The 22202-nt window shown below is 69.0% G+C and carries 22 protein-coding genes; 9 read left to right on the top strand and 13 right to left on the bottom strand.

Annotation, left to right across the window (positions count from 1 at the left end; all coding sequences use genetic code 11):
* The first annotated feature begins 54 nt into the window (after nt 1–54).
* Entirely contained in the window at nt 55–600 is a 546-nt protein-coding gene (locus tag H6717_29235; protein MCB9581148.1) for a cytochrome c-type biogenesis protein CcmH, read from the top strand.
* A 1-nt stretch (nt 601) separates the two neighbouring features.
* Here the strand turns inward: H6717_29235 and H6717_29230 are convergent, their stop codons facing one another.
* Nucleotides 602–1330 carry a hypothetical protein gene (locus H6717_29230; GenBank protein MCB9581147.1) on the bottom strand — a complete coding sequence of 243 codons (729 nt, stop codon included), beginning with the start codon at nt 1328–1330 and terminating at the stop codon, nt 602–604.
* 125 nt (nt 1331–1455) lie between these two features.
* Here H6717_29230 and H6717_29225 point away from each other — a divergent pair, with 125 nt between their 5' ends.
* The 3 genes from H6717_29225 to H6717_29215 all read left to right on the top strand — a co-directional run bounded on the left by H6717_29225 (nt 1456) and on the right by H6717_29215 (nt 2943).
* The gene (locus H6717_29225) at nt 1456–2451 is read left to right on the top strand and encodes a prenyltransferase (protein MCB9581146.1); all 996 of its coding nucleotides are present in this window, start codon (nt 1456–1458) and stop codon (nt 2449–2451) included.
* Between the two features lie 79 nt (nt 2452–2530).
* The gene (locus H6717_29220; protein MCB9581145.1) at nt 2531–2671 is read left to right on the top strand and encodes a hypothetical protein; all 141 of its coding nucleotides are present in this window, start codon (nt 2531–2533) and stop codon (nt 2669–2671) included.
* Complete coding sequence (locus tag H6717_29215; GenBank protein MCB9581144.1) at nt 2668–2943, top strand: type II toxin-antitoxin system VapC family toxin; 276 nt, start codon at nt 2668–2670, stop codon at nt 2941–2943. The genes H6717_29220 and H6717_29215 overlap by 4 nt, the downstream gene beginning before the upstream one ends.
* Before the next feature lie 56 nt (nt 2944–2999).
* On the opposite strand, the gene H6717_29210 is transcribed toward H6717_29215, so the two are convergent.
* From H6717_29210 to H6717_29200, 3 genes are read right to left on the bottom strand one after another with little or no spacing between them, the layout of a single operon-like run.
* Complete coding sequence (locus H6717_29210; protein ID MCB9581143.1) at nt 3000–3857, bottom strand: hypothetical protein; 858 nt, start codon at nt 3855–3857, stop codon at nt 3000–3002.
* Nucleotides 3854–4771, bottom strand: coding sequence for a CPBP family intramembrane metalloprotease (locus H6717_29205; GenBank protein ID MCB9581142.1), 918 nt, complete (start codon nt 4769–4771; stop codon nt 3854–3856). Before H6717_29205 ends, H6717_29210 begins: the two co-directional genes overlap by 4 nt.
* Nucleotides 4768–6843, bottom strand: coding sequence for a UvrD-helicase domain-containing protein (locus H6717_29200; GenBank protein ID MCB9581141.1), 2076 nt, complete (start codon nt 6841–6843; stop codon nt 4768–4770). The genes H6717_29205 and H6717_29200 overlap by 4 nt, the downstream gene beginning before the upstream one ends.
* An 87-nt stretch (nt 6844–6930) precedes the next feature.
* Between H6717_29200 and H6717_29195 the strand changes: the two genes are divergently transcribed.
* Genes H6717_29195 through H6717_29180 form a run of 4 tightly spaced genes read left to right on the top strand, consistent with a single transcriptional unit; the run spans nt 6931 to nt 11591 of the window.
* Nucleotides 6931–8091, top strand: a complete 1161-nt coding sequence (locus H6717_29195) for an iron-containing alcohol dehydrogenase (protein MCB9581140.1) — start codon at nt 6931–6933, stop codon at nt 8089–8091.
* The gene (locus H6717_29190) at nt 8088–8867 is read left to right on the top strand and encodes an alpha/beta fold hydrolase (GenBank protein ID MCB9581139.1); all 780 of its coding nucleotides are present in this window, start codon (nt 8088–8090) and stop codon (nt 8865–8867) included. Before H6717_29195 ends, H6717_29190 begins: the two co-directional genes overlap by 4 nt.
* Before the next feature lie 17 nt (nt 8868–8884).
* Complete coding sequence (locus H6717_29185; protein ID MCB9581138.1) at nt 8885–9841, top strand: tetratricopeptide repeat protein; 957 nt, start codon at nt 8885–8887, stop codon at nt 9839–9841.
* A 1-nt stretch (nt 9842) separates the two neighbouring features.
* Nucleotides 9843–11591: a serine/threonine protein kinase gene (locus H6717_29180; GenBank protein MCB9581137.1), complete on the top strand. Its 1749-nt coding sequence runs from the start codon at nt 9843–9845 to the stop codon at nt 11589–11591.
* A gap of 89 nt (nt 11592–11680) precedes the next feature.
* On the opposite strand, the gene H6717_29175 is transcribed toward H6717_29180, so the two are convergent.
* The 3 genes from H6717_29175 to H6717_29165 form a co-directional block, all read right to left on the bottom strand.
* A complete protein-coding gene (locus H6717_29175) occupies nt 11681–12943 on the bottom strand; it encodes a hypothetical protein (GenBank protein ID MCB9581136.1) in 1263 nt (420 codons plus the stop codon).
* A gap of 44 nt (nt 12944–12987) precedes the next feature.
* The gene (locus tag H6717_29170; GenBank protein MCB9581135.1) at nt 12988–15444 is read right to left on the bottom strand and encodes a VCBS repeat-containing protein; all 2457 of its coding nucleotides are present in this window, start codon (nt 15442–15444) and stop codon (nt 12988–12990) included.
* Between the two features lie 104 nt (nt 15445–15548).
* On the bottom strand, nt 15549–16025 hold the full coding sequence (locus H6717_29165) for a hypothetical protein (protein ID MCB9581134.1): 477 nt from the start codon (nt 16023–16025) through the stop codon (nt 15549–15551).
* A 338-nt stretch (nt 16026–16363) separates the two neighbouring features.
* Between H6717_29165 and H6717_29160 the strand changes: the two genes are divergently transcribed.
* Nucleotides 16364–17221 carry a hypothetical protein gene (locus tag H6717_29160; protein MCB9581133.1) on the top strand — a complete coding sequence of 286 codons (858 nt, stop codon included), beginning with the start codon at nt 16364–16366 and terminating at the stop codon, nt 17219–17221.
* Nucleotides 17222–17224: 3 nt separating this feature from the next.
* Here the strand turns inward: H6717_29160 and H6717_29155 are convergent, their stop codons facing one another.
* The 6 genes from H6717_29155 to H6717_29130 are packed head-to-tail and all read right to left on the bottom strand — an operon-like array spanning nt 17225 to nt 22199.
* The gene (locus H6717_29155) at nt 17225–18901 is read right to left on the bottom strand and encodes a hypothetical protein (protein MCB9581132.1); all 1677 of its coding nucleotides are present in this window, start codon (nt 18899–18901) and stop codon (nt 17225–17227) included.
* The gene (locus H6717_29150) at nt 18898–20190 is read right to left on the bottom strand and encodes a hypothetical protein (protein MCB9581131.1); all 1293 of its coding nucleotides are present in this window, start codon (nt 20188–20190) and stop codon (nt 18898–18900) included. Before H6717_29150 ends, H6717_29155 begins: the two co-directional genes overlap by 4 nt.
* A gap of 2 nt (nt 20191–20192) precedes the next feature.
* Nucleotides 20193–20726: a Mov34/MPN/PAD-1 family protein gene (locus tag H6717_29145; GenBank protein ID MCB9581130.1), complete on the bottom strand. Its 534-nt coding sequence runs from the start codon at nt 20724–20726 to the stop codon at nt 20193–20195.
* The gene (locus H6717_29140; GenBank protein ID MCB9581129.1) at nt 20702–21649 is read right to left on the bottom strand and encodes a pyridoxal-phosphate dependent enzyme; all 948 of its coding nucleotides are present in this window, start codon (nt 21647–21649) and stop codon (nt 20702–20704) included. The genes H6717_29145 and H6717_29140 overlap by 25 nt, the downstream gene beginning before the upstream one ends.
* Nucleotides 21649–21927 (bottom strand): hypothetical protein, encoded by a 279-nt coding sequence (locus tag H6717_29135; GenBank protein MCB9581128.1) that lies wholly within the window; start codon nt 21925–21927, stop codon nt 21649–21651. Before H6717_29135 ends, H6717_29140 begins: the two co-directional genes overlap by 1 nt.
* A complete protein-coding gene (locus tag H6717_29130; GenBank protein MCB9581127.1) occupies nt 21927–22199 on the bottom strand; it encodes a MoaD/ThiS family protein in 273 nt (90 codons plus the stop codon). The genes H6717_29135 and H6717_29130 overlap by 1 nt, the downstream gene beginning before the upstream one ends.
* Nucleotides 22200–22202 lie beyond the last annotated feature (3 nt).

Genomic DNA, 22202 nt, shown 5'->3' with positions numbered 1-22202 from the left:
GAACGCTTAATATTACCCTACGGGAGGGTCAAGCCGGGCCAGGCCCTTCGACTCATGGCAAGCTCCCTCCACCTCGACATGTCCCGAAAACTCCCGCGTGCTCTGGCGTTGGCCCTGGCCATCGCCGCTCTACTGCTCCCCGCCGCTGCCTTCGGACAGGACGATCCAGAGGCGCCCCCCGCGCCGTCCGCCGCCGCCCCCGAGGGCTACGTCGAGGGAGCCGAGGCCCTGGAAGGCCGCTTGCTCGCGCCCTGCTGCTGGACGCAGACGATCGACATTCACGGCTCCGAGATCGCCAACGACCTACGTCGCGAGATCCGCCGTCGCTTGAAGGCCGGAGAATCCGCGGACGCCATCGAGGCGGACATCGTCTCCCGTTACGGCGAGCGCATCCGCGCCGTTCCGCCGGACAGCCCGCTCAAGAGCCTGGCGGTGTGGCTCACGGTGTTGATGGGCGCCGCTGGCGTGGGCGCTGCCTTCATGCTCGTCCGCTGGAAGCGGCGTCAGAAGGAGTCCGAGAAGAAGCCGCCGAAGAAGTCCGCGAAGTCCAAGCGCGATCGCCTGGACGACGAAATCGACGCCGAGCTCGAACAACTCTGATTCAGCAGTCCGAGCCGTCCACGGTGAGCGTCCAGGAATCGCAGGAGCTGCCGGAGACGTAGCGAACCTCGATGGTGTAGTCGAAGCTGTCGTCACTGCCGAAGCAGTCGTCCCCCGTGAAGGTGGTGAGGGCTTCGCTCTGCCCGGCGGGCTGGGTGGACGCGTCGATCATCGCGCCGCAGGAGCTCCACAGATAGAGGTCGTAGTTGATGCCCGGGGGCACATCGAGATGGATGCGGGCTTCCACGTCGGCGCAGCAGTTCGAGCACTCGTCGGAGTGGGCCACGAACCACTTGCTGGTGTTGCCCTGGGCGGACTTGAAGGCACTCCAGTTGGTGGGGCTGCAGGAGAGCACGTTGCACGCGACGTCGCCGCAGTGGGAGCCCAGCTTCTGGGCCGAAGCGCAGCTGTTGGCGCTGGCCGAGTGGTCCAGCTCGCAGCCGGGCGTGCCGTCGCAATCATCCATCGGGTCCGCGCAGCCCGGGGGCAGGCCGCCGCTGCCGCCGCTGCCAGCAAGGCCTCCCGTGCCGCCGCCGCCAAAGCCGCCGCTCGCCCCTGCGCCCGCCGCGCCGCCGCTGCTACCCCCCGTACCGCCGCTCTGCCCACCGCCGGACCCACCGGAGGTTCCGCCTCCGACGTAGCCTTCCTCGGCCAAGTCGGAGCTGGTGGCGCAGCCCGCGAGCACGATGGCGCTCACGAGAAGGATGCCGCCGGCCCCGAGCTTGCCCATCCTCCGAGGCTAGCGCGGCCACGCGCGCTCGGGCAGGGACAATCCGCCGCAGCTTGTCTTGTGCCGGCATTTTGAGGCACCGTGCCGCGGGTGAGCGGAAAGCGAGTACGGTCGTGAACGTTGCCATGTGGGGCCGGGCGCTGCGCGTGATTCCGCGCGTCAGCAAGCAGGAATGGGACGAGCTCGACGTCGTCTCCCGCTGGCTGATCGCGACCCGCTCCGCGGTGCTCGTGATGACGGTGATCTCCGCGGTGATCGCCGGCCTGCTGGCGTATCGCGACGGCCGTTTCGACGCCGTGCTGTTCGCCATGACCACGCTGGGGCTCACCCTGGCGCATGCCACGAACAACCTGGTGAACGACCTCACCGATCACGCCAAGGGCGTGGACAAGGGCAACTACTTCCGGAGCCAATACGGACCCCAGCCGCTGGAGCACGGGCTGATGACGCCGCGGCAGCTGATCCGCTACGCGGTGGTCACCGGCGGTCTGGCCCTCGCCGCGGGCGGCTACCTCGTCTGGCAGCGGGGCAACGCTACCCTCACGCTGCTCGCCATCGGCGCCTTCTTCGTCTTGTTCTACACCTGGCCGCTGAAATACATCGGCATGGGAGAGCCGGCGGTGCTCCTGGTGTGGGGCCCCTTGATGGTGGGCGGCAGCTACTACGTGATCACCGGTCGCTTCGACTGGAACGTGGCCCTCGCCAGCTTTCCGTTTGCCCTCGGCTCCACGGCGGTGCTGTTCGGAAAGCACATCGACAAGCTGGAAGCCGACAGCGGCAAGAAGATCCGCACGCTGCCGGTGCTGCTCGGCGAGAAGACCTCGCGGTGGGTCACCCTCGGCATGTTCGTGGGGCAGTACCTGTTCGTCGTCGCCCTGATCGCGAGCGGCTACTTCTCGCCGGTGCTGTTGGTCGTCTTCGGCGCGGTTCCGCTGTTGCACCTTTCGTTCAAGGCCTACCGCCACCCGCGGCCCGCGAAGCCGCCGCCGGAGCTGCCGAAGGGCGTGTGGCCGCTGTGGTTCGTGGCCTTCGCCTTCATCCACACGCGGCGCTTCGGGCTGCTCTACGTCGTGGGCATCGTCATCGACGTCGTGATCCGCCGCATGGGCCTCATCGGCTGAGCTCCAGCAGCGAGCCGCCGCGGGGTGAGCGGAGAGCCGCGAGGCGCTCGAACAGCTCTCGCGACAGCACGGTTGGTCCGTGTCGGAGGCGATCCGTCGCGCCGTGGTGCAGCTTCGCGATCGCTCGACCGGCGTTCCCGAGGCCCGTCGCAAGCAGCGGGTCGAGGCGCTTCAGAAGCTCATCGAGCTAACCGAGGGAAACGATGCGGAGTTGGGATGAGCGCGGTCGCTTGGTACGAGTATGCCCGCGGGCCGCGGAACCCCGAGCAACTCGCGCTGGCGCGCTTCATCATGGACGAAGACGGCATCGTTCCGCTGGACGATGAGCTCGCGACGCGGGCAGCGGAAACGTTCCGGCGAGCCGGCTCACCTCGCCAGCGGGCGAACGACATCGCCATTGGAGTCACCGCCCTTGCCCGGAACGCGACGTTGCTGACCCGCAATGCATCGGACTTCGCCAACATCGAGGGGCTGGAAGTGGAAACGCCCTAAGCTACGCCCTCGGCAGCGGCGACGCTTCGGATCGAATCGATCCCGCACGGGTGACGTCATCGTCTCAGCGCCGGCAGCTGCCAGGGCGAGGCAAGGGCGGCGTACTCGCTGTCGGGCAGCGCGACGAGGAGCGCGCCTTCTGGCTCGAGCCAACGCACGAGCTCGGTCACGCGTTCCAGCGGCATCGCGGTGCAGCCGCTGGTGGTGCTGTCCGGGCGGCTCCAGACGTGCAGGAAGATACAGCTGCCCGCGCCGGGCCTCTCGGCGGTGTTGTGCTGCACCACCACCAGCAACCGATACAGATCGTCGTCGCGCCGCATGTGCTCGGCGCTGCGCCAGTCCCTCTGGGAGGCGTCGACGATCTTCGCGTAGTGCGCGGAGCTCGCGTCGTCCACGCAGCGGAGGCTCGCCGAGCTCTGGACGTAGCGCATGCGCGCGCCCGCGGGCGGCTTGGAAGCGTAGCCGTAGGCCGGACCCAGGGCGAACACGCCGGCCACCGCGCGCCCGTCGCCCTCCGCCTTGACCGGGCCGGGACGCCCCCGCGGCGCGCCGTCGCCGTGCAGGCCGCGGCCCCAAGCGAGCCCGGACCGCCCCGTCACCGCGGCGAAGCTCTCGCCCACCGCCTGCCATTCGCCGCCCGTGCGCGCGAAGCGAAAGAGCGTCGCCGAGCTGTCGTCCCAGCCGTCCGTCAGCGCGACCACGAGCTGCCGCGCAGCTTGGGGAATGGGCGAGGCTTCTTGATGTTGGTGCGCCGCGGAAACGGCGCTGCGCACTGGCGCCGGCGGGGTCGCGTCGCCGCGCGCCGGCGCGACGCTGTGCGGCGCTTCGGGCGCGGCCTTCTCCGTCGATTTCTCGCACCCGGCGGCGAGCAGCGTGGTGGCCGCGGCGCACCAACAAGAGAAGACGGCCCTCATTTGCGGGCCAGGCGCAGGCCGACGAGCACGACCAGGCACACGCCAGCGGCGATCATCAAGGCCGTGGGAATGCCGTACTTGATCGGCAGCGCGGCGCTGACGACCCAGCGGCGGGTGGTGGCGAGGCTCGCGAGATTGAACGCCATGTGCAGCGCAATGGGCGCCCACAGCGCACCGGAGCGCATGCGCACGAGCCCCGTGCCGATGCCGAGGCCGAAGGCGCTCATCACACGCACGATGCCGAGGCCGCCGGGCGTGTCGGCGTGCATGGCGGCGAACACCGCGGCGCTCACCAGCGTGGCGGCGCCACCCTGGACCAAGAAGCCGCGCGTGGCCTTCAGCGCGGCCAGCGTCGGGCTCTGGGTGATGACGCCGCTGGGCAACGCGGCGGAGCTGGGCTCGCCGTCGAGCCGCGCGAAGCGCTCGGCACCCCGCTGGAACAGCGACCACAGCGCACCGCGGAACAAGAGCTCTTCTGCGATGGGGGAGAGCACGACGCCCCAACCGACGGCGACCAGCACCGGGGCCTGGGCGACGGAACGACCGAACTCCCCCGTCTGCTGCTGCACCGCTTGGCGACCGGCGTGTGCCAGCTCGTCGAGCAGGGTGGGCAAGGCCACGGCGATGGCGACGCCGCTCGCGATCACGAACACCGGCGTGGCCCACAACAGCGCGCGCCCGAGATCCGAGGCTCGCCAGCTACCGAGGCCGAGCACGCGGCGGGGCTCGTCCACCGCCAAGAAGCAGGCGCCCACGCCTGCGGCGGTGACGACGACGGCGACGAGGGCGAGGTACTCCGGCAGCGTGAGGTGGCGCGCGACGGACAGCGGCAATAGGTGCACGCCGTAGTCCGCGACTAGCCGATAGCTGAGGAGCCAGGCCAGGGCGACGAAGGCGTGGCGCAGCGCGCTCACCCCGCCGCTCGCGAGGCTGCGCGGCGGCGCTTCGGCTTCTTCTTCTCTTGCTCGGCGCGCTCCGCGGCTTCGGCTTCTTCGCGGAAGTGCTTCTCGGAAGCTTCGGCGGCGTGTCGAGCGCGCTCGGTGTCGCCGCGCATTTCCATCAGGAAACGGCTCGGGATCTGCGGGCGGAGCTTGCCCCACTTCATGCGCGCCTTGCACAGCGTGAGGGTGAGCGAGTCCTGCGCGCGGGTGACGCCCACGTAGCAGAGGCGACGTTCTTCGTCGATGTGGCGCGAGCCGTCCGTCACGGAGCGCTTGTGCGGCAGGAGGCCCTCTTCCATGCCGACCATGTACACGTGCGGGAACTCGAGGCCCTTGGCGCTGTGCAGCGTCATCAGGGTGATGGCGTGCAGCTGACGCTTGTCCTTCTCTGCGTCCCGCTGATCGTCCCGACCCCCGAGGGTGGATTCCTCCAGAAAACCCAGGAGCGAGGGCATTTCCGTGCGCTGCTCGTACAGGGCCACGGCGTTCACCAGCTCTTCGATGGACGCCCAGCGTGACTCCACGTCCCCCGGGTTCTTGTACGCGCGCTCGAGCTCGGATTTGTAGTCGATGGTCTGGATCAGGTCGCGCACGATGTCCGCCAAGGGTTCCTCGCCGAGGCGAGCGCGGTAGCCATCGATGAGGGCCCGGAAGGTGTCGATGCGCGTCGCCACGTGGTCCGCGATGCTGCCGTCGGAGAGCGCGTCCGGCAGCACGTTCCACAGCGGCTCCCCCCGAGAGACGGCCACGTCCAGCACTGCCTGCACGCTGCTGGCACCGATGCCCCGCGGCGGCGTGTTGATGATGCGCAGCAGGCTGACCTCGTCCGACGGGTTCGCCAGCACGCGCAGGTAGCTCAAGATGTCGCGGATCTCCTTGCGGTCGTAGAAGCTCTGGCCCCCCACCAGCTGGTAGGGCACGCCCTCCCGCCGGAGCTCCATCTCGAACGCGCGGGGCTGCTCGTTGGTGCGGAACAAGATGGCGATGTCGCTGGGCGAGACTCGCTCTGGGTTGTCACTGTCGATGCGCTGCTTGATCTCGCGGACGATGGACTCGGCTTCCTTGGTCTCGTCCTCGAAGCGCACGAAGCGCGGCGGCTCGCCGTCCCCCCGATACGCCCGCAAGCTCTTGTCGTGGCGCTGGGCGTTGTGGACGATGAGCGTGTTGGCGAGCTCGATGATGGGGGAGCGGGAGCGGTAGTTGTCCTCCAAACGGACCACCTTCGCGTCCGGCCAGTCCCGCGAGAAGCTCAGGATGTGGGTCACCTCGGCGCCACGCCAGCCGTAGATGGACTGATCGTCGTCGCCCACCACGCACAGGTTCCGGTGGCGCTCCGCTAGCGCCTTGACGATGCGGTACTGTAGGCCGTTGGTGTCCTGGTACTCGTCGATGAGCAGGTGATCGAAGCGGGTGGCCTCGGCGAAGCGCACCTCCGGGAAGCGATCGAAGAGCTCCTCGGTCTTGAGCAGCAGGTCGTCGAAGTCCATGGCGCCACAGGCGCGCACGGCGGCGTCGTATTTCTCGTAGGCCAGGGCTGCGAGCTGCTCCTTGTCCGTCTTGGCCAGCTCGAGGGCTTCCGGCGGTCGGATGGACTGGCTCTTCCAGCCCCCCACCAGGTGCAGCATGTCCCCCGGGCGGAGCTTCTCGTGGCCCACGCGGATGTCCCGCAGGGCTTGGCGCGCGATGCTTTCCTGATCCGAGCGATCGTAGATGGAGAACTGCGGCGGGTAGCCGAGCTCCGTGGCGTGGCGCCGCAAGATCCGCACGCACAGCGAGTGGAACGTGGAAATCTCCGGAGTGGGCTGCTTCTTGCCACGCCGCTTGCCGAGCAACGTCAGAGCGCGTTCCTTCATCTCGCGAGCGGCCTTGTTGGTGAAGGTCACCGCCAAGATGCGGTCCGCTCGCACGCGATTCCGGATCAGCTCCGCGATGCGGTAGGTGATCACGCGGGTCTTGCCCGTGCCCGCGCCCGCCAGCACCAGAAGCGGGCCCGACAGCGTTTTCACGGCTTCGTGCTGTGCGCGATTCAGGCCGGTCTCTGCCATCGTGGAGGGCAGGGAATAGGAACTACGGCGAGTGCGGTCAAGAGCCTCGACCACGGCGCCCGCCTTGGCTACCGTCGCACGGCGAAAATGATTGCGGAAACCGGATTCGAGATTCAGACCATTCCCCGGGCCACCTTCGGAGCTGGCGCTGTCGGCAAGCTCGGCCGCCGAGTCAAGAGCCTGGGCTTCGAGAGAGCCCTGCTGGTGACCGACGCGGGGCTCGAGAAGGCCGGCATCGTGGAGCGGGTCCGCGGCGCTCTGGAAGCGGGCGGGGTGAGCGCGGACGTGTTCGCCAAGGTCGAGCCCAATCCCCGGGCGCCAACGGTGGAGGAGGGGGCTCGGGCGCTGCGCAAGCTCGAGGGCGCTGCCGTGATCTCGCTGGGCGGAGGCTCGTGCATCGACGCAGCCAAGGCCATCGCGCTCCTGGGTCCCAACGAAGGCACGGTGCGGGACTTCCCCTTCGGCTGCAAACCGGAACAGCCGGGGGCCACGGTCATCTGCGTGCCCACCACCGCGGGCACGGGCTCCGAGACCAACATGTTCGGCGTGGTCACGGATCCGGAGATCGGTCGCAAGGTGCTGGTGGCGCATCAGAGCGTGCTTCCGGCCCTGGTGGTGCTCGACCCCGAGCTCACCCTCGGCTTGCCCAAGAGCGTGACCGCCCAGAGCGGCATGGATGCGCTGGTGCACGCCATCGAGGCGTTCACCAGCAGTCGCAGCAATCCCTTTTCCGAAGGGATCGCGCTCAGGGCCATCGCGATGGTGGCGTCGTACCTGCCGGTGGCCGTGGACGCCGGCAAGGATCTCGAGGCGCGCTCGCAGATGCTGGTGGCCGCGCACCTGGCGGGGATCGCGTTTTCCAGCGCCGGCCTCGGCATCTGTCACGCCATGGGTCACCCGATCTCCGCGCGGCTGGACGCCGCTCACGGCCAGACGCTCGCGGCGCTATTGCCCCACGTGATGCGCTTCAACCGCGACGTGTGCGAGCGAAAGTACGCCGAGGTGGCCATCGCTCTGGGGGCGGCGGAGCTCGGCAAGAGCGACGCAGACAACGCCGGCCGGGCCATCGACGCTGTCCAGGCGCTGAGCGCGCAGGTGGGTACCGACAAGTCCGTGGCGGAATTGGGCGTCACCCGAGAGCTGCTGCCCACGCTGGTCGACGACGCCCTCGCGGATCTGCTGATGACCACCACGCCGAAGTACCCGAGCGCCGAGCAGGTGAAGGAGCTGTACGAGGCCGCTCTGTGAAGCTCCACGTGGAGCGCTACGGAGACAGCGGCCCCAGCGTCGTTCTGTGCCACGGCTTCGGGGGTAGTGCGCGCAACTGGCGGCTCTCCGCCCGGGACCTCAAGGGTGCGGCGCAGGTGGTCGCCTTCGATGCGCGCGGTCATGCCCGGAGCGAAGCGCCCGTCGAGCCCGAGGCCTATGAGCTCGAGCGCTTCGTGGAGGACGTCGCCAGCGTCGTCGACGGCTGCTCCGATCCCGTCGTCCTCGGTGGGCTCAGCATGGGCTCCGCGGTGGCGCTCTCGTACGCGCTCTCGCATCCCGGACGCCTCGCCGGGCTGCTGCTGGCGGCGTGCCCCCGCTCCCATCGCGATCCCGTGCAGGTCGAGTGGGCCCTGGGTTTCGCCGAGACCATCGAGTCGGAAGGCCTCGAGGTCGCCGGGGATCGCTACGCCTGGGGGCAGGCGGCGCGCTTCAACCCGACGCAGGGGGCGCTCATTCGCCAGGGCTTCCTGGAGCACGCGCCCCACGCCCTGTCCGCGATCCTGCGGCGGGTCATCGCCAAGCTTCCGGCTCCCGAGGAGCTCGATCTCGGCTCCCTGGCGCTGCCCACGCGGGTGGTCGTGGGCGGGGCCGACAGCGCCTCTCTCGCGCCGTCCCGGGCGCTGGCCAGCCGCATTCCGGGGGCCCAGTTGACGGAAATCCAAGGCGGAGGCCACGTCGTGAACCTGACCCATCCGGCGGAATTCAACGCCGTGCTCCGGGAGCTCTTGGCGCATGTGGCTGCCTCGTCCCGCTAGCGGTACGATGGACGCGCATGATTCGGCGTTGGGTGCTGCTGGTGGCTGCGGTGGGAGTGTTCGGGCCCACCTGCGTGCCGACCGTTGCCCGGGCGGCGGACGCGGAGATCGACGCCGCCACCAAGAAGGCCGCGGCCAAGAAGTTCAAGGAAGGTGAGAAGGCCTTTCGCGCCCACGACTACGAGAAAGCGGCGCAAGCGTTCGAGGAAGCCAATTCCATCGCGCCGCATCCAGCACCCCTGTTCAACGCGGCCCAGGCTCACGAGAAGGCCGGCAATCTGGTGCGCGCCGCGAATCTGTGCGCGCGCTACCTGCGGGATGCTCCGGCCAAGGACAAGCGCCGCTCGAAGGCGAACGCGCTGCTCGCGGATCTCCGGCCCAAGCTCGGGCGCATCACCGTCGAGTCGGTGGATGGAGACCAGCTCGAGATCGACGGCAAGGCGGTGGAGCTCGACGAGACCTTCGTGAATCCCGGGGATCACGTGGTGACCGGGAATTTCGACGGCGAGACCGTGCGGCGCGAGATCAACGTGGTGGCGGGGAGCCTCGGCCGTGTGGTGCTCGAGAAGCCGAAGCCGAAGGCAGCAGAGCCCGCTGTCATCGAGGCCGAGCCCGCGACGGAAGATCCGGGCCGTGACACCGGTCCCAAGACCAAGGAAAAGCCGCTGCCGCCGGGTTGGTTCTACGCCGGGATCGCGACCACCGCGGTGCTCGGGGGCATCACCGTGTGGAGCGGTCTCGACACCAACAAGGCCCGCAGCGACTACGACGCAAACCCCACCCAGGCCGGCCTGGACGACGGCCGCGCCAAGCAGAGCCGCACCAACGTGCTGTTGGGCGCGACGGCCGTGGTGGGTGTGGCCACCGGGGCGGTGGGCGTGTTCTTCACCCGCTTCGGAGAGCACAAGAAGAAGGACACCGACCTCGCCGTGGGCGTGGGCCCGGGCTTTGCCACGCTGCAGGGGCGGTTCTGAGGTGACGCGGGACGATCGCTTCCTGGACGAGGTGAGCCTCTCGGACATCGAGCTCACCCGCGCGCAGGATCCGAGCTCGTCCCCCACGGCGGTGGAGTCGCCCTTCGCCCTGGGCGCGGTGGAAGAGCGACCGCCGCCGAGCGCCGAACAGATCGGCCGCTACGAGCTCCTGCTGGAGCTGGCCTCCGGCGGCATGGCCACGGTGTACATCGGTCGGCAGCGCGGCGCCGCGGGCTTTCAGCGCCTGGTGGCCATCAAGCGCATGCACCCCCACGTGGGCAAGGTGCCCGAGCTGGCGGCGTCCTTCATGGACGAGGCGCGCATCGCGTCGCTGATTCGCCACCCCAACGTCGTGAACGTGCACGACGTCCACGAGGCCGACGGCGAGCACCTGCTGGTGATGGATTACGTGGAGGGCGCGAGCCTGGCCGCAGTGATGCGCGGAGCGCGCAAGCGTCGCGAGCGCATCGGCCGACCCGCGGCGCTCCGCATCTTGGTGGACGCCTTGTCGGGCCTGCACGCCGCCCACGAGCAGACCAACCTCGACGGTCGGCCCCTCGGCGTCGTGCACCGCGACGCCACGCCGCACAACATCCTCTTGGGCGTGGATGGCTCCGTGCGCCTCACGGACTTCGGCATCGCCAAGGCCGCCGAACGCACGGTGAACACGGCCACGGGCCTCGCCAAAGGCAAGTTCCGTTACATGGCGCCGGAGCAGGCCCGCGGTGGAGCGTTGGATCGTCGCGTGGACGTGTTCGCCATGGGCATCGTGGCCTGGGAGATCTTGACCGGCGCCCGGCTGTTCGACGCGGACAGCGACGGTCAGGTGCTGCTCGCCATCACCGAAGGCAACTACCGAAAGCCCTCCAGCGAGGACCCCAGTATTCCGCCGGAGCTCGAGGCGATCGTGATGCGCGCCTTGGAAGTGAACCCCGATCGCCGCTGGCCCACGGCGCTGGCCTTCGCGGAGGCCATTCGCATGTGGGGGCAGGCCGCGGGGGAGATCGCGTCACCCACCGAGGTGAGCCGTCTGGTCCACGAGTTCTGCGGCCAAGAAGTGCAGGCGCGCCGCGGGGCGCTCTCGGAGGTGCTGTCCGGCGCACGCGCCGGGCCGGGTCTGGGCAAGGCCGCCGGGCGCCAGAGTCTCACGGGTACCGGCTCCACCGCCGGCACCAGCGCGCCGCTCACGCTGGACAGCGTGAAGGTAGTGCCCGCCCTCAGCGAGCAGGACATCCGCGCCTACCGCGCGCGCCGCCGCATGCTCATCGGCGTCGCTGCCGTGGGCGGCTTGGTGGTGGCCGGGCTCACCGTCGCCATCGCCGTCGTGCTCTCGACCGACAAGCCGAAGCCCATCGTCGCCGTGGAGACGCCGACGTCGAGCGCGCCCCGGGGCAGCGCGCCGGTGGCGCCCCCGGACAAGCCGAGCCGCGTGCGCGTGGAAGTGCGCTCGGATCGCGACATCGCCGAGATCCGCGGCCCCGGCGTCAGCGACATTCAGTTCTCCAAGGACGGCGTCACGCTGGAGCTGCCGCGCTCCGAGCAGAAGGTGAAGCTCGTCGTGAGCATGGCGGACGGCTCGGAGATCGAAGAAGAGGTCGTTCCCAAGGAGAACATGGCCATCTTCGTGCGCAGCGTTCAGGCCGCCGGCAAGAAGCCCGAGCCGAAGCCGACCGTGCCGCGGCCTGCCGTCACTGGAGCCGCCAAGCCGCCGCCGACCCCCGGCGGCCTCGAGTCGAACCCCTACGAGTAGCGCTGCGGGGCGCGACGGGTATCGCGCCGCCCCGACATGCTCTCGCAGCAGCTGGTTCGTCTTCCTTTTGTTGGTCCGCCGCGGAAACGTCACACCTTGGTGCACGTCGCGCGGTTGTTGCTACAGCACGTGCCGCAGCTCGAGCTGTAGCTGAAGCCCGTGGCGGTGTAGCCGCTGGGGCACGAGAGCCCACACTGCGTGAAGCTCGAGCCGGTGTTCTCGGCGCAGGTGGAGCGGTTGTCGTTGCAGCAGGTTCCGCAGCTCGAGCTGTAGCTGTAGCCCGTGGGGTGGTAGCCGCTGGGGCACGAGAGCCCGCAACTGGTGAAGCTCGATCCAGTGTTCTTGGCACAGGTGGAGCGGTTATCGTTGCAGCAGGTTCCGCAGCTCGAGCTGTAGCTGTAGCCCGTGGGGTGATAGCCGCCGGGGCAGGAGAGGCCACAGCTGGTGAAGCTCGCGCCGCAGTTGTAGGCGCAGGTGGCGTGGTTGTTGTTGCAGCAGGAGCCGCAGCTCGAGCTGTAGTTGTAGCCGGTGGGGTGGTAGCTGGCGGGACAGGACAATCCGCACTGGCTCACGTTGGGGACGGAGGTGTGCTTTACGCCGGTGGCCGGATCGCAGCTGTCCACCGTGCAGTCGTTGCCGTCGTCGGTGTTTACCGGCGTGTGGGTGATGGCGCCCGTGGCGGTGTTGCACGCGTCCGTGGTGCAGGCGTCGTTGTCGTTCACCGGCACGGCCACGTGCTTGACACCGGTAACGGGATCGCAGCTATCCACGGTGCACGCGTTGCCGTCGTTCACCTGTGGCGGCGTGCCGCTCTTGCAGTTGCCGTTGCCGTCACAGGTCTCCACGCCGTCGCACACGGTGTTGTTGCCGCAATCCGTGCCGTTGGGCTCGAAGGTGTTCTGGCACGAGCCGCTGGTGCACACGTTCTGGGTGCAGGGGTTGCCGTCGGCGCAGTCCGCGGGACCGTTGCACTCCGGGGGGACGCCGCCGGTGTTGCCGCTGCCGCCCGTGTTGCCGGCGTTACCGGTGCCGGCGGTGCCGCCGGTGTTGCCCGTGCCGCCGGTGTTGCCGCTGCCGCCCGCGTTGCCCGTGCCGGCGGTGCCGCCGGTGTTGCCGCTGCCGCCCGTGTTGCCGCTGCCAGCGGTGCCAGCGGTGCCGCTGGTGTTGCCCGTGCCTCCGCTCGGAAAGCCGGAGCCTCCGCTGATGCCGCCGTCACTCGCGGCGCTGCCCCCCGCTTCGATGCCGGCGTCGGACTTCGGCAGCAGGTCCTCCGCGTTGTCGAAGGCCGTGCACGCCGGCCACAGGACCAACGACGCGAGGCCGGAGGCGAGAAGGAAGCGGAGCCCGCGCATCTCGCCAACTATAGCGCGCCGAGCGGCGCGATTTCACCTTTGGCTCAAGCTGGCCCGCACTGGGCCACGACCTTCTTGCTCTCGTTGTTGTCGTCCCGGCACTCGTTGAAGGTCTTGTTGGCGGGATCGATGATCACGCGGGCGAAGTAGGGATCTGTAGGTGCGGCGCTTCCGGCCGGGACGGAGAACGAGAGCACCTCGGTCTGACCCGGGAGCAGCGCCTTGGTGGTGGCGACAATTCCGAGCTGCTGCTCCACCCCAGCGACCATGGCGAAGACGCCGACGTTCACGCCGGCGGGCAGCCCCGCCAAGCCGATGTTCCGTACCGACACTTGCACCTTCACCGGAGTGCTGCACTGGACCGCCACGCTCACGGTCACGTCGGGGGCGTCGAAGATGCCCTTGTCTTGCACGTTCTGGCGGAAGTTGTTCAGCCAGTTGAGCTTCCAGTTCTGCTTCATGCTCGCCGGGATGGAGCCGTACAGGTTGGGCGGGTCGCAGGCGCTGTCACGGGAGTCACACACGTTGGTCACGCTGTAGGCGTGTTGGTTCCAGATGGTGCGGGTGCCGACCCAGGAGTTTTGCTTGTCCCCGAACACGGTGATGCCGCGGTACGCGGGAGCGCCCGTCGGGGGAACCCAAGCCGGTCGATTGTTGGCGGCGTCCGGTTGATTCCAGGGGGCGACGTTGCAGCCCCAGCCGCTTCCGCTGGGATCGGCGCCATTGGAGACCATCACGATCTCCGAATGGCCGTCACCGTCGACATCCGCTACGAGCGACGCTTCGGTCGCCGTGAAGGACGTGGTCAGGAGTGCAAGGCGCACGGCGCCGGTTTGGCCGTCGTACACCCACAGGAAGCACTCGTCGTTGTAGACGACCTCGGCCTTACCATCGCCTTCGAAGTCGAACACGCTGGAGCCCGTGACGGACGACGAGAGATCGTGATTGGGCGCGGACCACACGACCTTCAAAGTGGAGCCGACATAGTCCGGCTTGAGCATCGAGTACTTCGACTGACCCGCGACGCCGATCTCGGGCTTTCCGTCGCCGTCGAAGTCGGCGACCGTGGGCGGGCCGCCGTTGCCGCCGCCGGGCAGCGCCACCGGGCCGAGCTCCACCGAGCCATCCGCACCCTTGAGGATCCAAACCTGAGCGTTGGCCACCAGCACCACGTCGGGCTTTCCGTCGCCGTCGAAGTCGGCAACGGCGTTGTAGCCCTGAGGCAGCCCCGTCTTGTTCCACAGCATCGAGCCGTCCATCTCGTACACGGTGCGTCCGGCCACGAGCTCGAGCTTGCCGTCGTCGTCCACGTCGGCGAAAAACGACAGCTCCCGGCCGCCGCCGCCGCCGTTGTCGCCGGCACCGACGAACAGCCGCGTGATGTTGCCGCCCTTGGTGGAAAATACGTTCCGACCGTAGGCGATCTCCGGTGAGCCGTCGCCGTCCATGTCGCCGAGGGCGATGCCGCCACCCCAACCAAAAGTTCCGGCGGTCACGGTGTCGATGGGCTGGTCGCTCACCCCGATGACCTTGCCATCGGCGTCGATGGCCGCGATGTAGCCGTCGCCCGTCGCGGCGACGATGTCCACGCGCTGGTCACCATCGATATCACCGAGCGCCACGGAGAGGCCGGCGAAGCCGAGGTTTCCGGTCTTTGCCGCAGCCAAGGACCAGAGCTCCTTGCCGCTCGCGCCGTCGAGCACCCGCAGCTTGCCCGTCTTGCACGTGGATGGGGTAAAACCCCCGCAGGAGCAGCACGTCTTCTTGGCGTCGCCGGAGACGAAGATGACGTTCGGGGGATCGCTCAGGTCGACCTTCCCGTCGCAGTTCGCATCGACCACCCGGCCCACCGTGGGGGTCGCCCACACGTCGGCGAAATCGGGGAAGTCCTTGGGCGGGTTTTCGAGTCCCCATTGCCACTTGGGCTTCGCTTCCAAGGTGCCGACGGGCGGATGGTACTCGCAGTTCTCGATGCAGCTGCCGCCGTCCGGGGCGCCGCCATCGGCGTCGCAGATCGGCGGCAGCGGAACGCAGCGACCGCCTGCGGGGATGGGCTGCGTACAGGTCTTGCCGCCGTCTTGTGCCCCGGCATCTGCGGTGCCGCCGTCCGGTGCGGGATCGCCCAGCGCCGTTTCGCAGTACTCGCCGTCGGCGCAGTCCGCCACGGTCTGACACTTCTTTCCGGGCGTGATGCACTGCTGGAACAGGCACACGTCCCCAGAGTTGCAGCATAGCGAGCCGCACGCGCGTTCCGCGGATTCGCAACACTTGCCGGCGACACACACGCCCGTCGCGCACGGCTTCTGATCGCTGCACTCGTCGGGTATGCCGGTGTCGATCACGCTGGAGTCGGCGGCGGCGCCACCGCCGCCCCCGGTGCCGGCGCTGGCCGCCGAGCCACCGTTGCCGGCAACGCCCCCGTCGTCGCCGCCGCATGCGGAGGCGCTCGCGGCGCCACCCAGGAGAACGAAGCCCAACACCACGAACCGACTGCCGCGCATGGGCCGTAGAGTAATCCAGCGCCCCACTGATCGCACGCGGTCACAAAAAGACGCGGGGCCCCCAGAGTGGGAGCCCCGCGTATCGTTCTTCGCGCCTTCGAGCGTCAGGACATCGCGCCGGCAGCGCCGAACACGAACATCATGAGCACGTAAGCGATGATCGCGAGCGTCGTCAGCACCACGCCGACGATGGTCAGGATCTTCGCCCACTTGAGCTTGCTCTCGGCATCCGCCGTGTTGCCCTGATCCACGGCCTGGCCCGCCATGTAAGCGAGGATCGCACCGATGATTCCGAAGCAGCCGTTGCCGCAAAGGAACCAGCTGACCAGCGCGATGATCATCCAGGTCTGGGTCTGCTTCTTCAGGTCCGGGTTGCCGCCACCGGGGGCGGGCATGCCACCAGGCGGGGCCATCGGAGCACCACCAGGGGGGCCCATCGGCGCGCCAGGAGGAGCGCCGGGCATCCCACCAGGGGGTGCACCATAGCCACCGGGCGGAGGTCCGCCAGGTGCGCCGTAACCGCCCGGGGGCGGTCCATAGCCTCCACCCTGTGCTCGAATGGTGGTGAGCTGTTCCATCATGCTAGTGCTCCTCTTCCGCAGTACTGCTAGTCGTCAATCGGAGAACGGGTTTTTCGCCTCGACATCGCGCAATTCGCGCATTTCGTCCCCGCAGGCGGACGGAGGGTAAACCGAAAGCCTGAAACTTTGCCACCCTGCAGTCATGTGACGCAGCGCGCGCCGACAAGTGATGGAAATTAATGGCATTTCTGGCGAGCTGTGACGCTTGCCGAGCTCGCCAGGGTGACAGGGTAGGTCGCACTTCTCGGGGTGAGATCGATGCGCAGCCCCCGGAATGGGGGTAGCGTTTCGGCCCTGCGCGACGCGCGCGCCCGCCGCGCCGCCACCAAGGAAGACCCGTGAACGTCGTTTCGAAGCGCGTCGTCGTGTTGAGCCTCGCGCTCTGGGGTCTCGTGGGATGTCGCTGCGAACACGAGCCTGCGCAAGACCCGGATGCGGGGCGAGGCATCTCGCGTGGGGATCATGTCGTGGTCGAGCAGACGGCGGCGGAGTTCTTCGAAGGACGAGTGCTCGAAGTCGAGCCGAACGGAATGCGCGTCGAAGCTCTCGATGGCGGTGCCACTCGGCAGGTGGCGAACGGAGATGCGTACCGTGTGACTCGGGCGGACAAGCCGTCGAAGGACGATCTGGCGATCTGCAGGCTCCAGCCGTCAGCGTGGGTCGGTTGTCGAATCGACGACGTCGCCGAGAAGCTGACGGTCAGCACGGCGCGGGGTGAGCGCTACGAGCTGGGACGAGAGGACGTGATCCATCCAACGCCGGTCACGGTTCTGAACATTCGGCGAGCGTTCGAGCGCTCCCGCGAGGAGCGCGAGTTCGCGGAGGCTGCGCGCGCCGCGGGAGTCCCGCGAGCGCCCGACGGCTGGCATGCCTCGCCCCGCGAACGGGTGGTCGCCAAGAGCGGCAAGGCCTGGTTTTCGGCGCGCGTGCGCGAGATCGAAGACGACGGGATCTACGTGGAGTGGAGAGCCGACGCGCGCGTGACGAAGGTGATTCTCGCCGAAGTCGTGCCCGACCCGCCCTCGAAGCCCGGGCCGAAGAAGGGGGGCTTTGCGCTGCTACGGCCGGAGGTGGTGTCGCGGCCGTGGGAACCGGTGAAGATCGTGGGCGAGAAGGACGATCGTTTCACGGTGGCGGACGCTGACGGCGAGGAACGCACAACGGAGAACCGAGATCTGTTGCCGCTCCGCCGCTGACGCTCAGGGGCGGGGGCTGAGCATACGGGTGGCGACGAGGGCGGTGGTGCTGCCGACTCCCACGGTGATTTCGACGCGCGCCTTCAGCGTGCGTCCGCTATCCAACGCGCAGATCCTGAGTGCGGCGCTCTCCGAGCCCGCGCTCAGTTCGAGCTCGTCGGCGCTCTCGGAGTCCACCGCGCGAAGCTCGACCCCCGTCGCGCCCGGGCCCAGAGCCGCGTCCACGTCCACGCAACGTCCGATGGGCACCAATACGTCGATACCCCGTCTGTGCGCGTCGTCTACCAACATCTCTTGCGGCGCGCCCGCCTGGTTGCCGCGTCGGAGCACGCCCCGCGCAGCCATGCGGTCCAGCAAACGGCTGGCCGCGAGCGGGTGCTTGACCAGCACCGGCGCGACGGCGCCTTCTGCGCGGAGCTGCGCAGCGTAGGGGCCGGGGCGGGTGAGGGGCTCGACGTCGAGGCGTCCGCTGCCACCACCACCACAGGCGAACAGCGTGACCTGGCGGTGGTCTTCCCCGCGGGCGAGGAGTGCGCCATCGGCTGCCCACAGCCAAGCCTTGAGGCCGATGAGGGGGCGCCCGCCGACCACGTCGATCCGATTGCACCCAGCGGGCAGCGTCACGCTGCTGCTGGTGCGCTGCCCCAGGGTCAACGAGCCGGAGGCCAACGTCTTGGCCTTGCCGTAGCCTCGATTCGCCAGCGTTTCTTCGAGCTGACTCGAGGTCGCCTTCAGATCTCCGAGGGGCGACAGCTCGAGCTGCATGGCATCGGGCGGCAGCTCGCCGAGGGTGGGCGTCTTGCTGCGGGCCATCACCACGGCCGCGATGCCGCGCCCGGCCTGAGGCCGGACCTCCAAGGTGATGTTCTCCTTCGTACGCGAGCACACCACGGCGAAGCGCTCCCGGCCGGACGCCACACCGCGACCCACGATGCGCCCACTCTCGTCGAGCACGGCGATGTCCAAGTGCGACACTTCGTCGGAAGGGAGCACCAGCAGATCCAGACAGCGCTCGGCGTCCACCACGGCAGAGACGCGTGAGGGGATGCGTGCGTCCACCGGCAACGCCGTGCGCCGCACCTCCTGCCAGGTTCCGCCCAGAGCGCGTCGATGATCGGCAATGCTCTCGTCCAGCCCCGGCCACCCGGCGACGCGACCCGCGGCCTCGCCGGGACGTCCACGCGCGTCGAGAGCCTTGCCCACGGCGGCGGCGTCGCGCCGAGCGACGCGCTGTGCGCCGACGGCGACCATGCCGTGCCCCGCAGCGATGCGAGCTACGGCGAACAGACGCTTGGGGTGCGGGGGGCAAACCAAGAGCGACGGCGTCTTGTTCGGCGCTTCGTCCGAGCCGAAGGCGGTGCCGTCGTCTCCGTACACGAACAGGTCGACGTCGTCGACGGTTTGGCTGGCGCGTGCGATGAGCAGCACGCAGTCGTTCTCGGGCACGTTGACGAGACCGGAGATGCGATCCCCCGGCGCGCCGGCGTCCACGGCGACGACCTCCGAGTCCGCGGCGCCCGCCTTCTTGGCCTTGTCGGCGTCCTCCCCCAAGAAGCGCCGGCCGTCCACGCCGCCCTCCGCCTTGCCGAAGCTGCCCGGCGCCGCGGGCGCGGCGCCACCCCCGGCGCCGCCGCAGCCCGCGAGCCACAGGGAGGCCACGACCGCCAGGGCATGCTTCATTCGGCGACCTCGCCCAAGGGCAGCCGCCCGGCGGGCCACGCGGACAAGAGCCACGCCACCCCGCTACCGCGTGCTTCCACCTCGAAGGTGATGCGCCGCTCGTTCCCTGCGCAAAAGGAGACACTGGTGTCGGACTGATCGGCCGTGGAGCGATTCTGCCCGCGGGTCGTGCCGCTGCCGAGGCCGACCGCGAGACCCGCAGTCGTGCCGCGCAGCGCCGCCAGCGCCGCGATGTAACAGCGCCCCGGCTCGACCTCCAAGGGCAGCAGCGTGACGCCGGTGACGCCGAGGGAGGAGTAGACGGGCGCGCTGGCGAGATTGCGAACGTGGTTGTCTCGCAGCGTTTCCGCCATGCGTGCGCGCACGGTGGGTCCCCAGTACTCCGGCAGCGCTGCTGGCAGCGGCCAGCGTGCCGCCAGCACCACTACGGGTGCTCCTGGTGGCGATCCGATGAAGCGCAAACGCGCGGGAGCCGCCTCGCCGTTGCACAAGGCGAGGGTCGCGTCGGCACTTTCGGTGCGGTCCCGCGCGCCGATCTCGCCATTGGCGAGCCACACCAGCTCGGCGTCCACGTCCACGCCGTGCGGCGCGTGGCTGGGAGTGGAGACGCCCAGTACGTCGAAGCGGTGGCACCCGGAAGGTAGCGTCAAGAGCACTTCGCCGGTGCCGTTGCGATCGGCTTGCAGCAGGCGGCGATCCACTGCGGCGGCGCCTTGGCGCTTTTCTCGGGCTTCCGTGGCGCGCGCCCGCTCTGCCAGCGGGGGCGCCGTGGGGCGCGGGCCGGACTGGCCGAAGGGCGCGCTCGGGCCGGGGGCGCGCCCGGCCAGGGTGCGGGTGAGGGCGGCGACGGGGTGCTTCGCGCGCACCACCAGTGTTTCGAGCACGCCCCGAGGTGAGCGCATCTCCAACACCAGGCGACCCAGCATCGACTTGCGGATCCCGCAGCGAACCAGCTGCGCCGCTCCGGCGACGCTCTGCTCGGGGTTCTCGCCGTCGGCGAACTCCGGGCCCCGAGCCGTGGGCGCGAAGCGGAGCACGAAGCTGGTAGTCGGGCTACCGAGCACCACCACCGTGGTGCACCCTTCGCTGGAAGGGTCCGTCTCTTCGCCGTCGAGCAACAACGGTCGCACGTCGCCGCGCTCGTAGAGTCGCGGCGTGAGGTGGCGCACGTTCTCCGCGGCGCCGTACGCGCGGGTGAGGGCGGCCAGGTCGTCGTTCAGGTCCGCACGTGCCGCACTTCCGACGAGGGAGCAGCCCAGCGCGACCGCGGCGGCAACGAGAGCTCTCACCTTCAGCCTTCGATCACCGAGAGCGGGGCCTCCACGAACTCCCGCTTCGCGTCGTCCCAAATGAAGAGCTTGTGGGCCGTGACCTCGCCGGCGTCCACCGCGGTGACGAGATAGCTGAGGGCGTAGCTCGGGCCGCCGGCGCCCCCCATGGTCATGCTGGCGGCGTCTTCGGCGCTGAAGTACGCGCCGCAGTCGAGGTGGGAGTGAAAGAACACCTTCACCGGACGGCCGCCCTCGGCGCCTTCGCGGATTGCTCGCTCGAAGACCAAGGAGTTGATCTTGAAGTACTCCCGGCCGGTGCGTGGATGGCCTTCGGGATCCACCCGGTGGTACTTGTTTGCCAAGTTCTCCAGCTCCACCGCCCGGTCCGCGAGCAGCGGGTCGGCGTCCGGTCCGACCAGGTAGCCACAGGCCTCTTCGTCCCGCTGGTACGCCGCGCGGCCGGCCCGCTCGATCTCGTCCAACACGGACCTGGGAATTCGGATGCCTCCGCGCACCCAAGCCGGCTCGCTCACCACCGGTACCTCCGTTCCCATTTCATGGGGGCGAAGTAGCGATCCCCACGGTCGCAGGCGATGGTCACCACGCAACCGCCGCCCTGCTCTCGATGCAGGCGCTCGGCGATCTTCACCGCGGCGAAGATATTCGCGCCGCTGGAATGCCCGACGTGCAGCCCCTCTTCCGCCGCCACCCGGTCGGCCATGTCCCAGCCGTCCTCCGTGTCCACGGTGATGCGCTCGTCCGGCACACCGGAGTCGTAGATGTTCGGCACGATGCTCGACTCCATGTGCTTCAGCCCCTCGAGTCCGTGCAGCGCTTCCGCGGGTTGCATCTCCACGCAGGTGATCTTGCGCGTGTGACGATGAAGCCGCCGGGTGGTACCCATCATGGTGCCGCTGGTGCCGAGCCCGGCAACGAAGTGCGTGATGCGATCTCCCAGGGCGTCCAAGATCTCTTCGCCGGTGGTCTTCTCGTGGGCGCCGGGGTTGGACGGGTTCGAGTACTGATCCGCGTAGAAGTAGCGCTCGGGGTCTTCTGCCACCATCTTCCGCACCAGGCGAATGGCGCCGTCGGAACCTTCCATCGGATCGCTGTACACGAGCTTCGCGCCGTAGGCCTGAGTGATGTCCTTGCGCGCCTTGGTGACGTTCTTGGGCATCACCAGCTCCACCTCGATGCCGAGGGCGGCGCCCACCATGGCGTAGGCCACTCCGGTGTTGCCGCTGGTCGCGTCGATCAGCACCCTGCCGCCGGCCAGGCGCCCATCCGCGATGGCGTCCTTCATGATGTTCAGCGCCGGGCGATCCTTCACGGAGCCGCCGGGGTTCGCGAACTCGAGCTTGACGTACACCTCCACGCTGGGTGCGCTCTGGGCGACCTTCTCCAAGCGCAAGAGCGGCGTGTTGCCCACGGCGTCGAGCACCGAGGCCAAGCGCCGGGAGCGAACGAGACGGTCCATCAGGGTACCCTCAGCGTCGCGCGCAGCTTGCCCAGCGCCAGGAATGCTCCCTCGGCGACGTCGCGGCAGGCGTCGAAGCGGAACGCGCTCGCATGGACGAACGCGTTGCGCTCCTCGCCGGACTCCACCTCCGCGCCGGCTCGACGCAAGTACTCCGCCGCCACCCAGCCGGCGCTTCCCGCCGGGACCGAGAAGCGTGCGGCGGAGATGCGGGCCTGACCCGCGTCTCCGACCTCCGCCAGTCGTCGCTGCCGCGTGGTGCGTTCGTCCATCGGCATCAGCCGCCGGCGATGGCAGGCACGATGCTGATCTCCGTGCCGTCTTCCATCTTGGTATCGAGGCCGTCGAGGAAGCGAATGTCCTCGTCACCGACGTAGATGTTCACGAAGCGCCGCACGCCCTTGTCGTCGAGCAGGCGCTCCCGCATCCCGGGGTGCTTCTTCTCCATGTCCTCGATGACGTCGCGGACCGTCGCACCGTCCACCGTCACGGCTTCTTCGCCGCCGGTGAGCGTACGCAGGGGAGTGGGAATGCGAACCGTGACTGCCATGAT

The sequence above is a fragment of the Polyangiaceae bacterium genome (assembly GCA_020633235.1).
Taxonomy (GTDB): domain Bacteria; phylum Myxococcota_A; class Polyangia; order Polyangiales; family Polyangiaceae; genus JACKEA01.
Note: the sequence above shows the minus strand (reverse complement) of the source record. Positions and strands in the feature narration are given on the sequence as shown.

What these genes read in the sequence shown, in the direction of transcription:
- H6717_29135 (MCB9581128.1), bottom strand. Translation starts at nt 21,927, where the DNA reads ATGCCGATGGACGAACGCACCACGCGGCAGCGACGACTGGCGGAGGTC.
- H6717_29130 (MCB9581127.1), bottom strand. Translation starts at nt 22,199, where the DNA reads ATGGCAGTCACGGTTCGCATTCCCACTCCCCTGCGTACGCTCACCGGC.
- H6717_29230 (MCB9581147.1), bottom strand. Translation starts at nt 1,330, where the DNA reads ATGGGCAAGCTCGGGGCCGGCGGCATCCTTCTCGTGAGCGCCATCGTG.
- H6717_29185 (MCB9581138.1), top strand. Translation starts at nt 8,885, where the DNA reads ATGATTCGGCGTTGGGTGCTGCTGGTGGCTGCGGTGGGAGTGTTCGGG.
- H6717_29200 (MCB9581141.1), bottom strand. Translation starts at nt 6,843, where the DNA reads ATGGCAGAGACCGGCCTGAATCGCGCACAGCACGAAGCCGTGAAAACG.
- H6717_29140 (MCB9581129.1), bottom strand. Translation starts at nt 21,649, where the DNA reads ATGGACCGTCTCGTTCGCTCCCGGCGCTTGGCCTCGGTGCTCGACGCC.
- H6717_29145 (MCB9581130.1), bottom strand. Translation starts at nt 20,726, where the DNA reads ATGGGAACGGAGGTACCGGTGGTGAGCGAGCCGGCTTGGGTGCGCGGA.
- H6717_29175 (MCB9581136.1), bottom strand. Translation starts at nt 12,943, where the DNA reads ATGCGCGGGCTCCGCTTCCTTCTCGCCTCCGGCCTCGCGTCGTTGGTC.
- H6717_29170 (MCB9581135.1), bottom strand. Translation starts at nt 15,444, where the DNA reads ATGCGCGGCAGTCGGTTCGTGGTGTTGGGCTTCGTTCTCCTGGGTGGC.
- H6717_29225 (MCB9581146.1), top strand. Translation starts at nt 1,456, where the DNA reads ATGTGGGGCCGGGCGCTGCGCGTGATTCCGCGCGTCAGCAAGCAGGAA.
- H6717_29210 (MCB9581143.1), bottom strand. Translation starts at nt 3,857, where the DNA reads ATGAGGGCCGTCTTCTCTTGTTGGTGCGCCGCGGCCACCACGCTGCTC.
- H6717_29155 (MCB9581132.1), bottom strand. Translation starts at nt 18,901, where the DNA reads ATGAAGCATGCCCTGGCGGTCGTGGCCTCCCTGTGGCTCGCGGGCTGC.
- H6717_29235 (MCB9581148.1), top strand. Translation starts at nt 55, where the DNA reads ATGGCAAGCTCCCTCCACCTCGACATGTCCCGAAAACTCCCGCGTGCT.
- H6717_29195 (MCB9581140.1), top strand. Translation starts at nt 6,931, where the DNA reads ATGATTGCGGAAACCGGATTCGAGATTCAGACCATTCCCCGGGCCACC.
- H6717_29215 (MCB9581144.1), top strand. Translation starts at nt 2,668, where the DNA reads ATGAGCGCGGTCGCTTGGTACGAGTATGCCCGCGGGCCGCGGAACCCC.
- H6717_29165 (MCB9581134.1), bottom strand. Translation starts at nt 16,025, where the DNA reads ATGATGGAACAGCTCACCACCATTCGAGCACAGGGTGGAGGCTATGGA.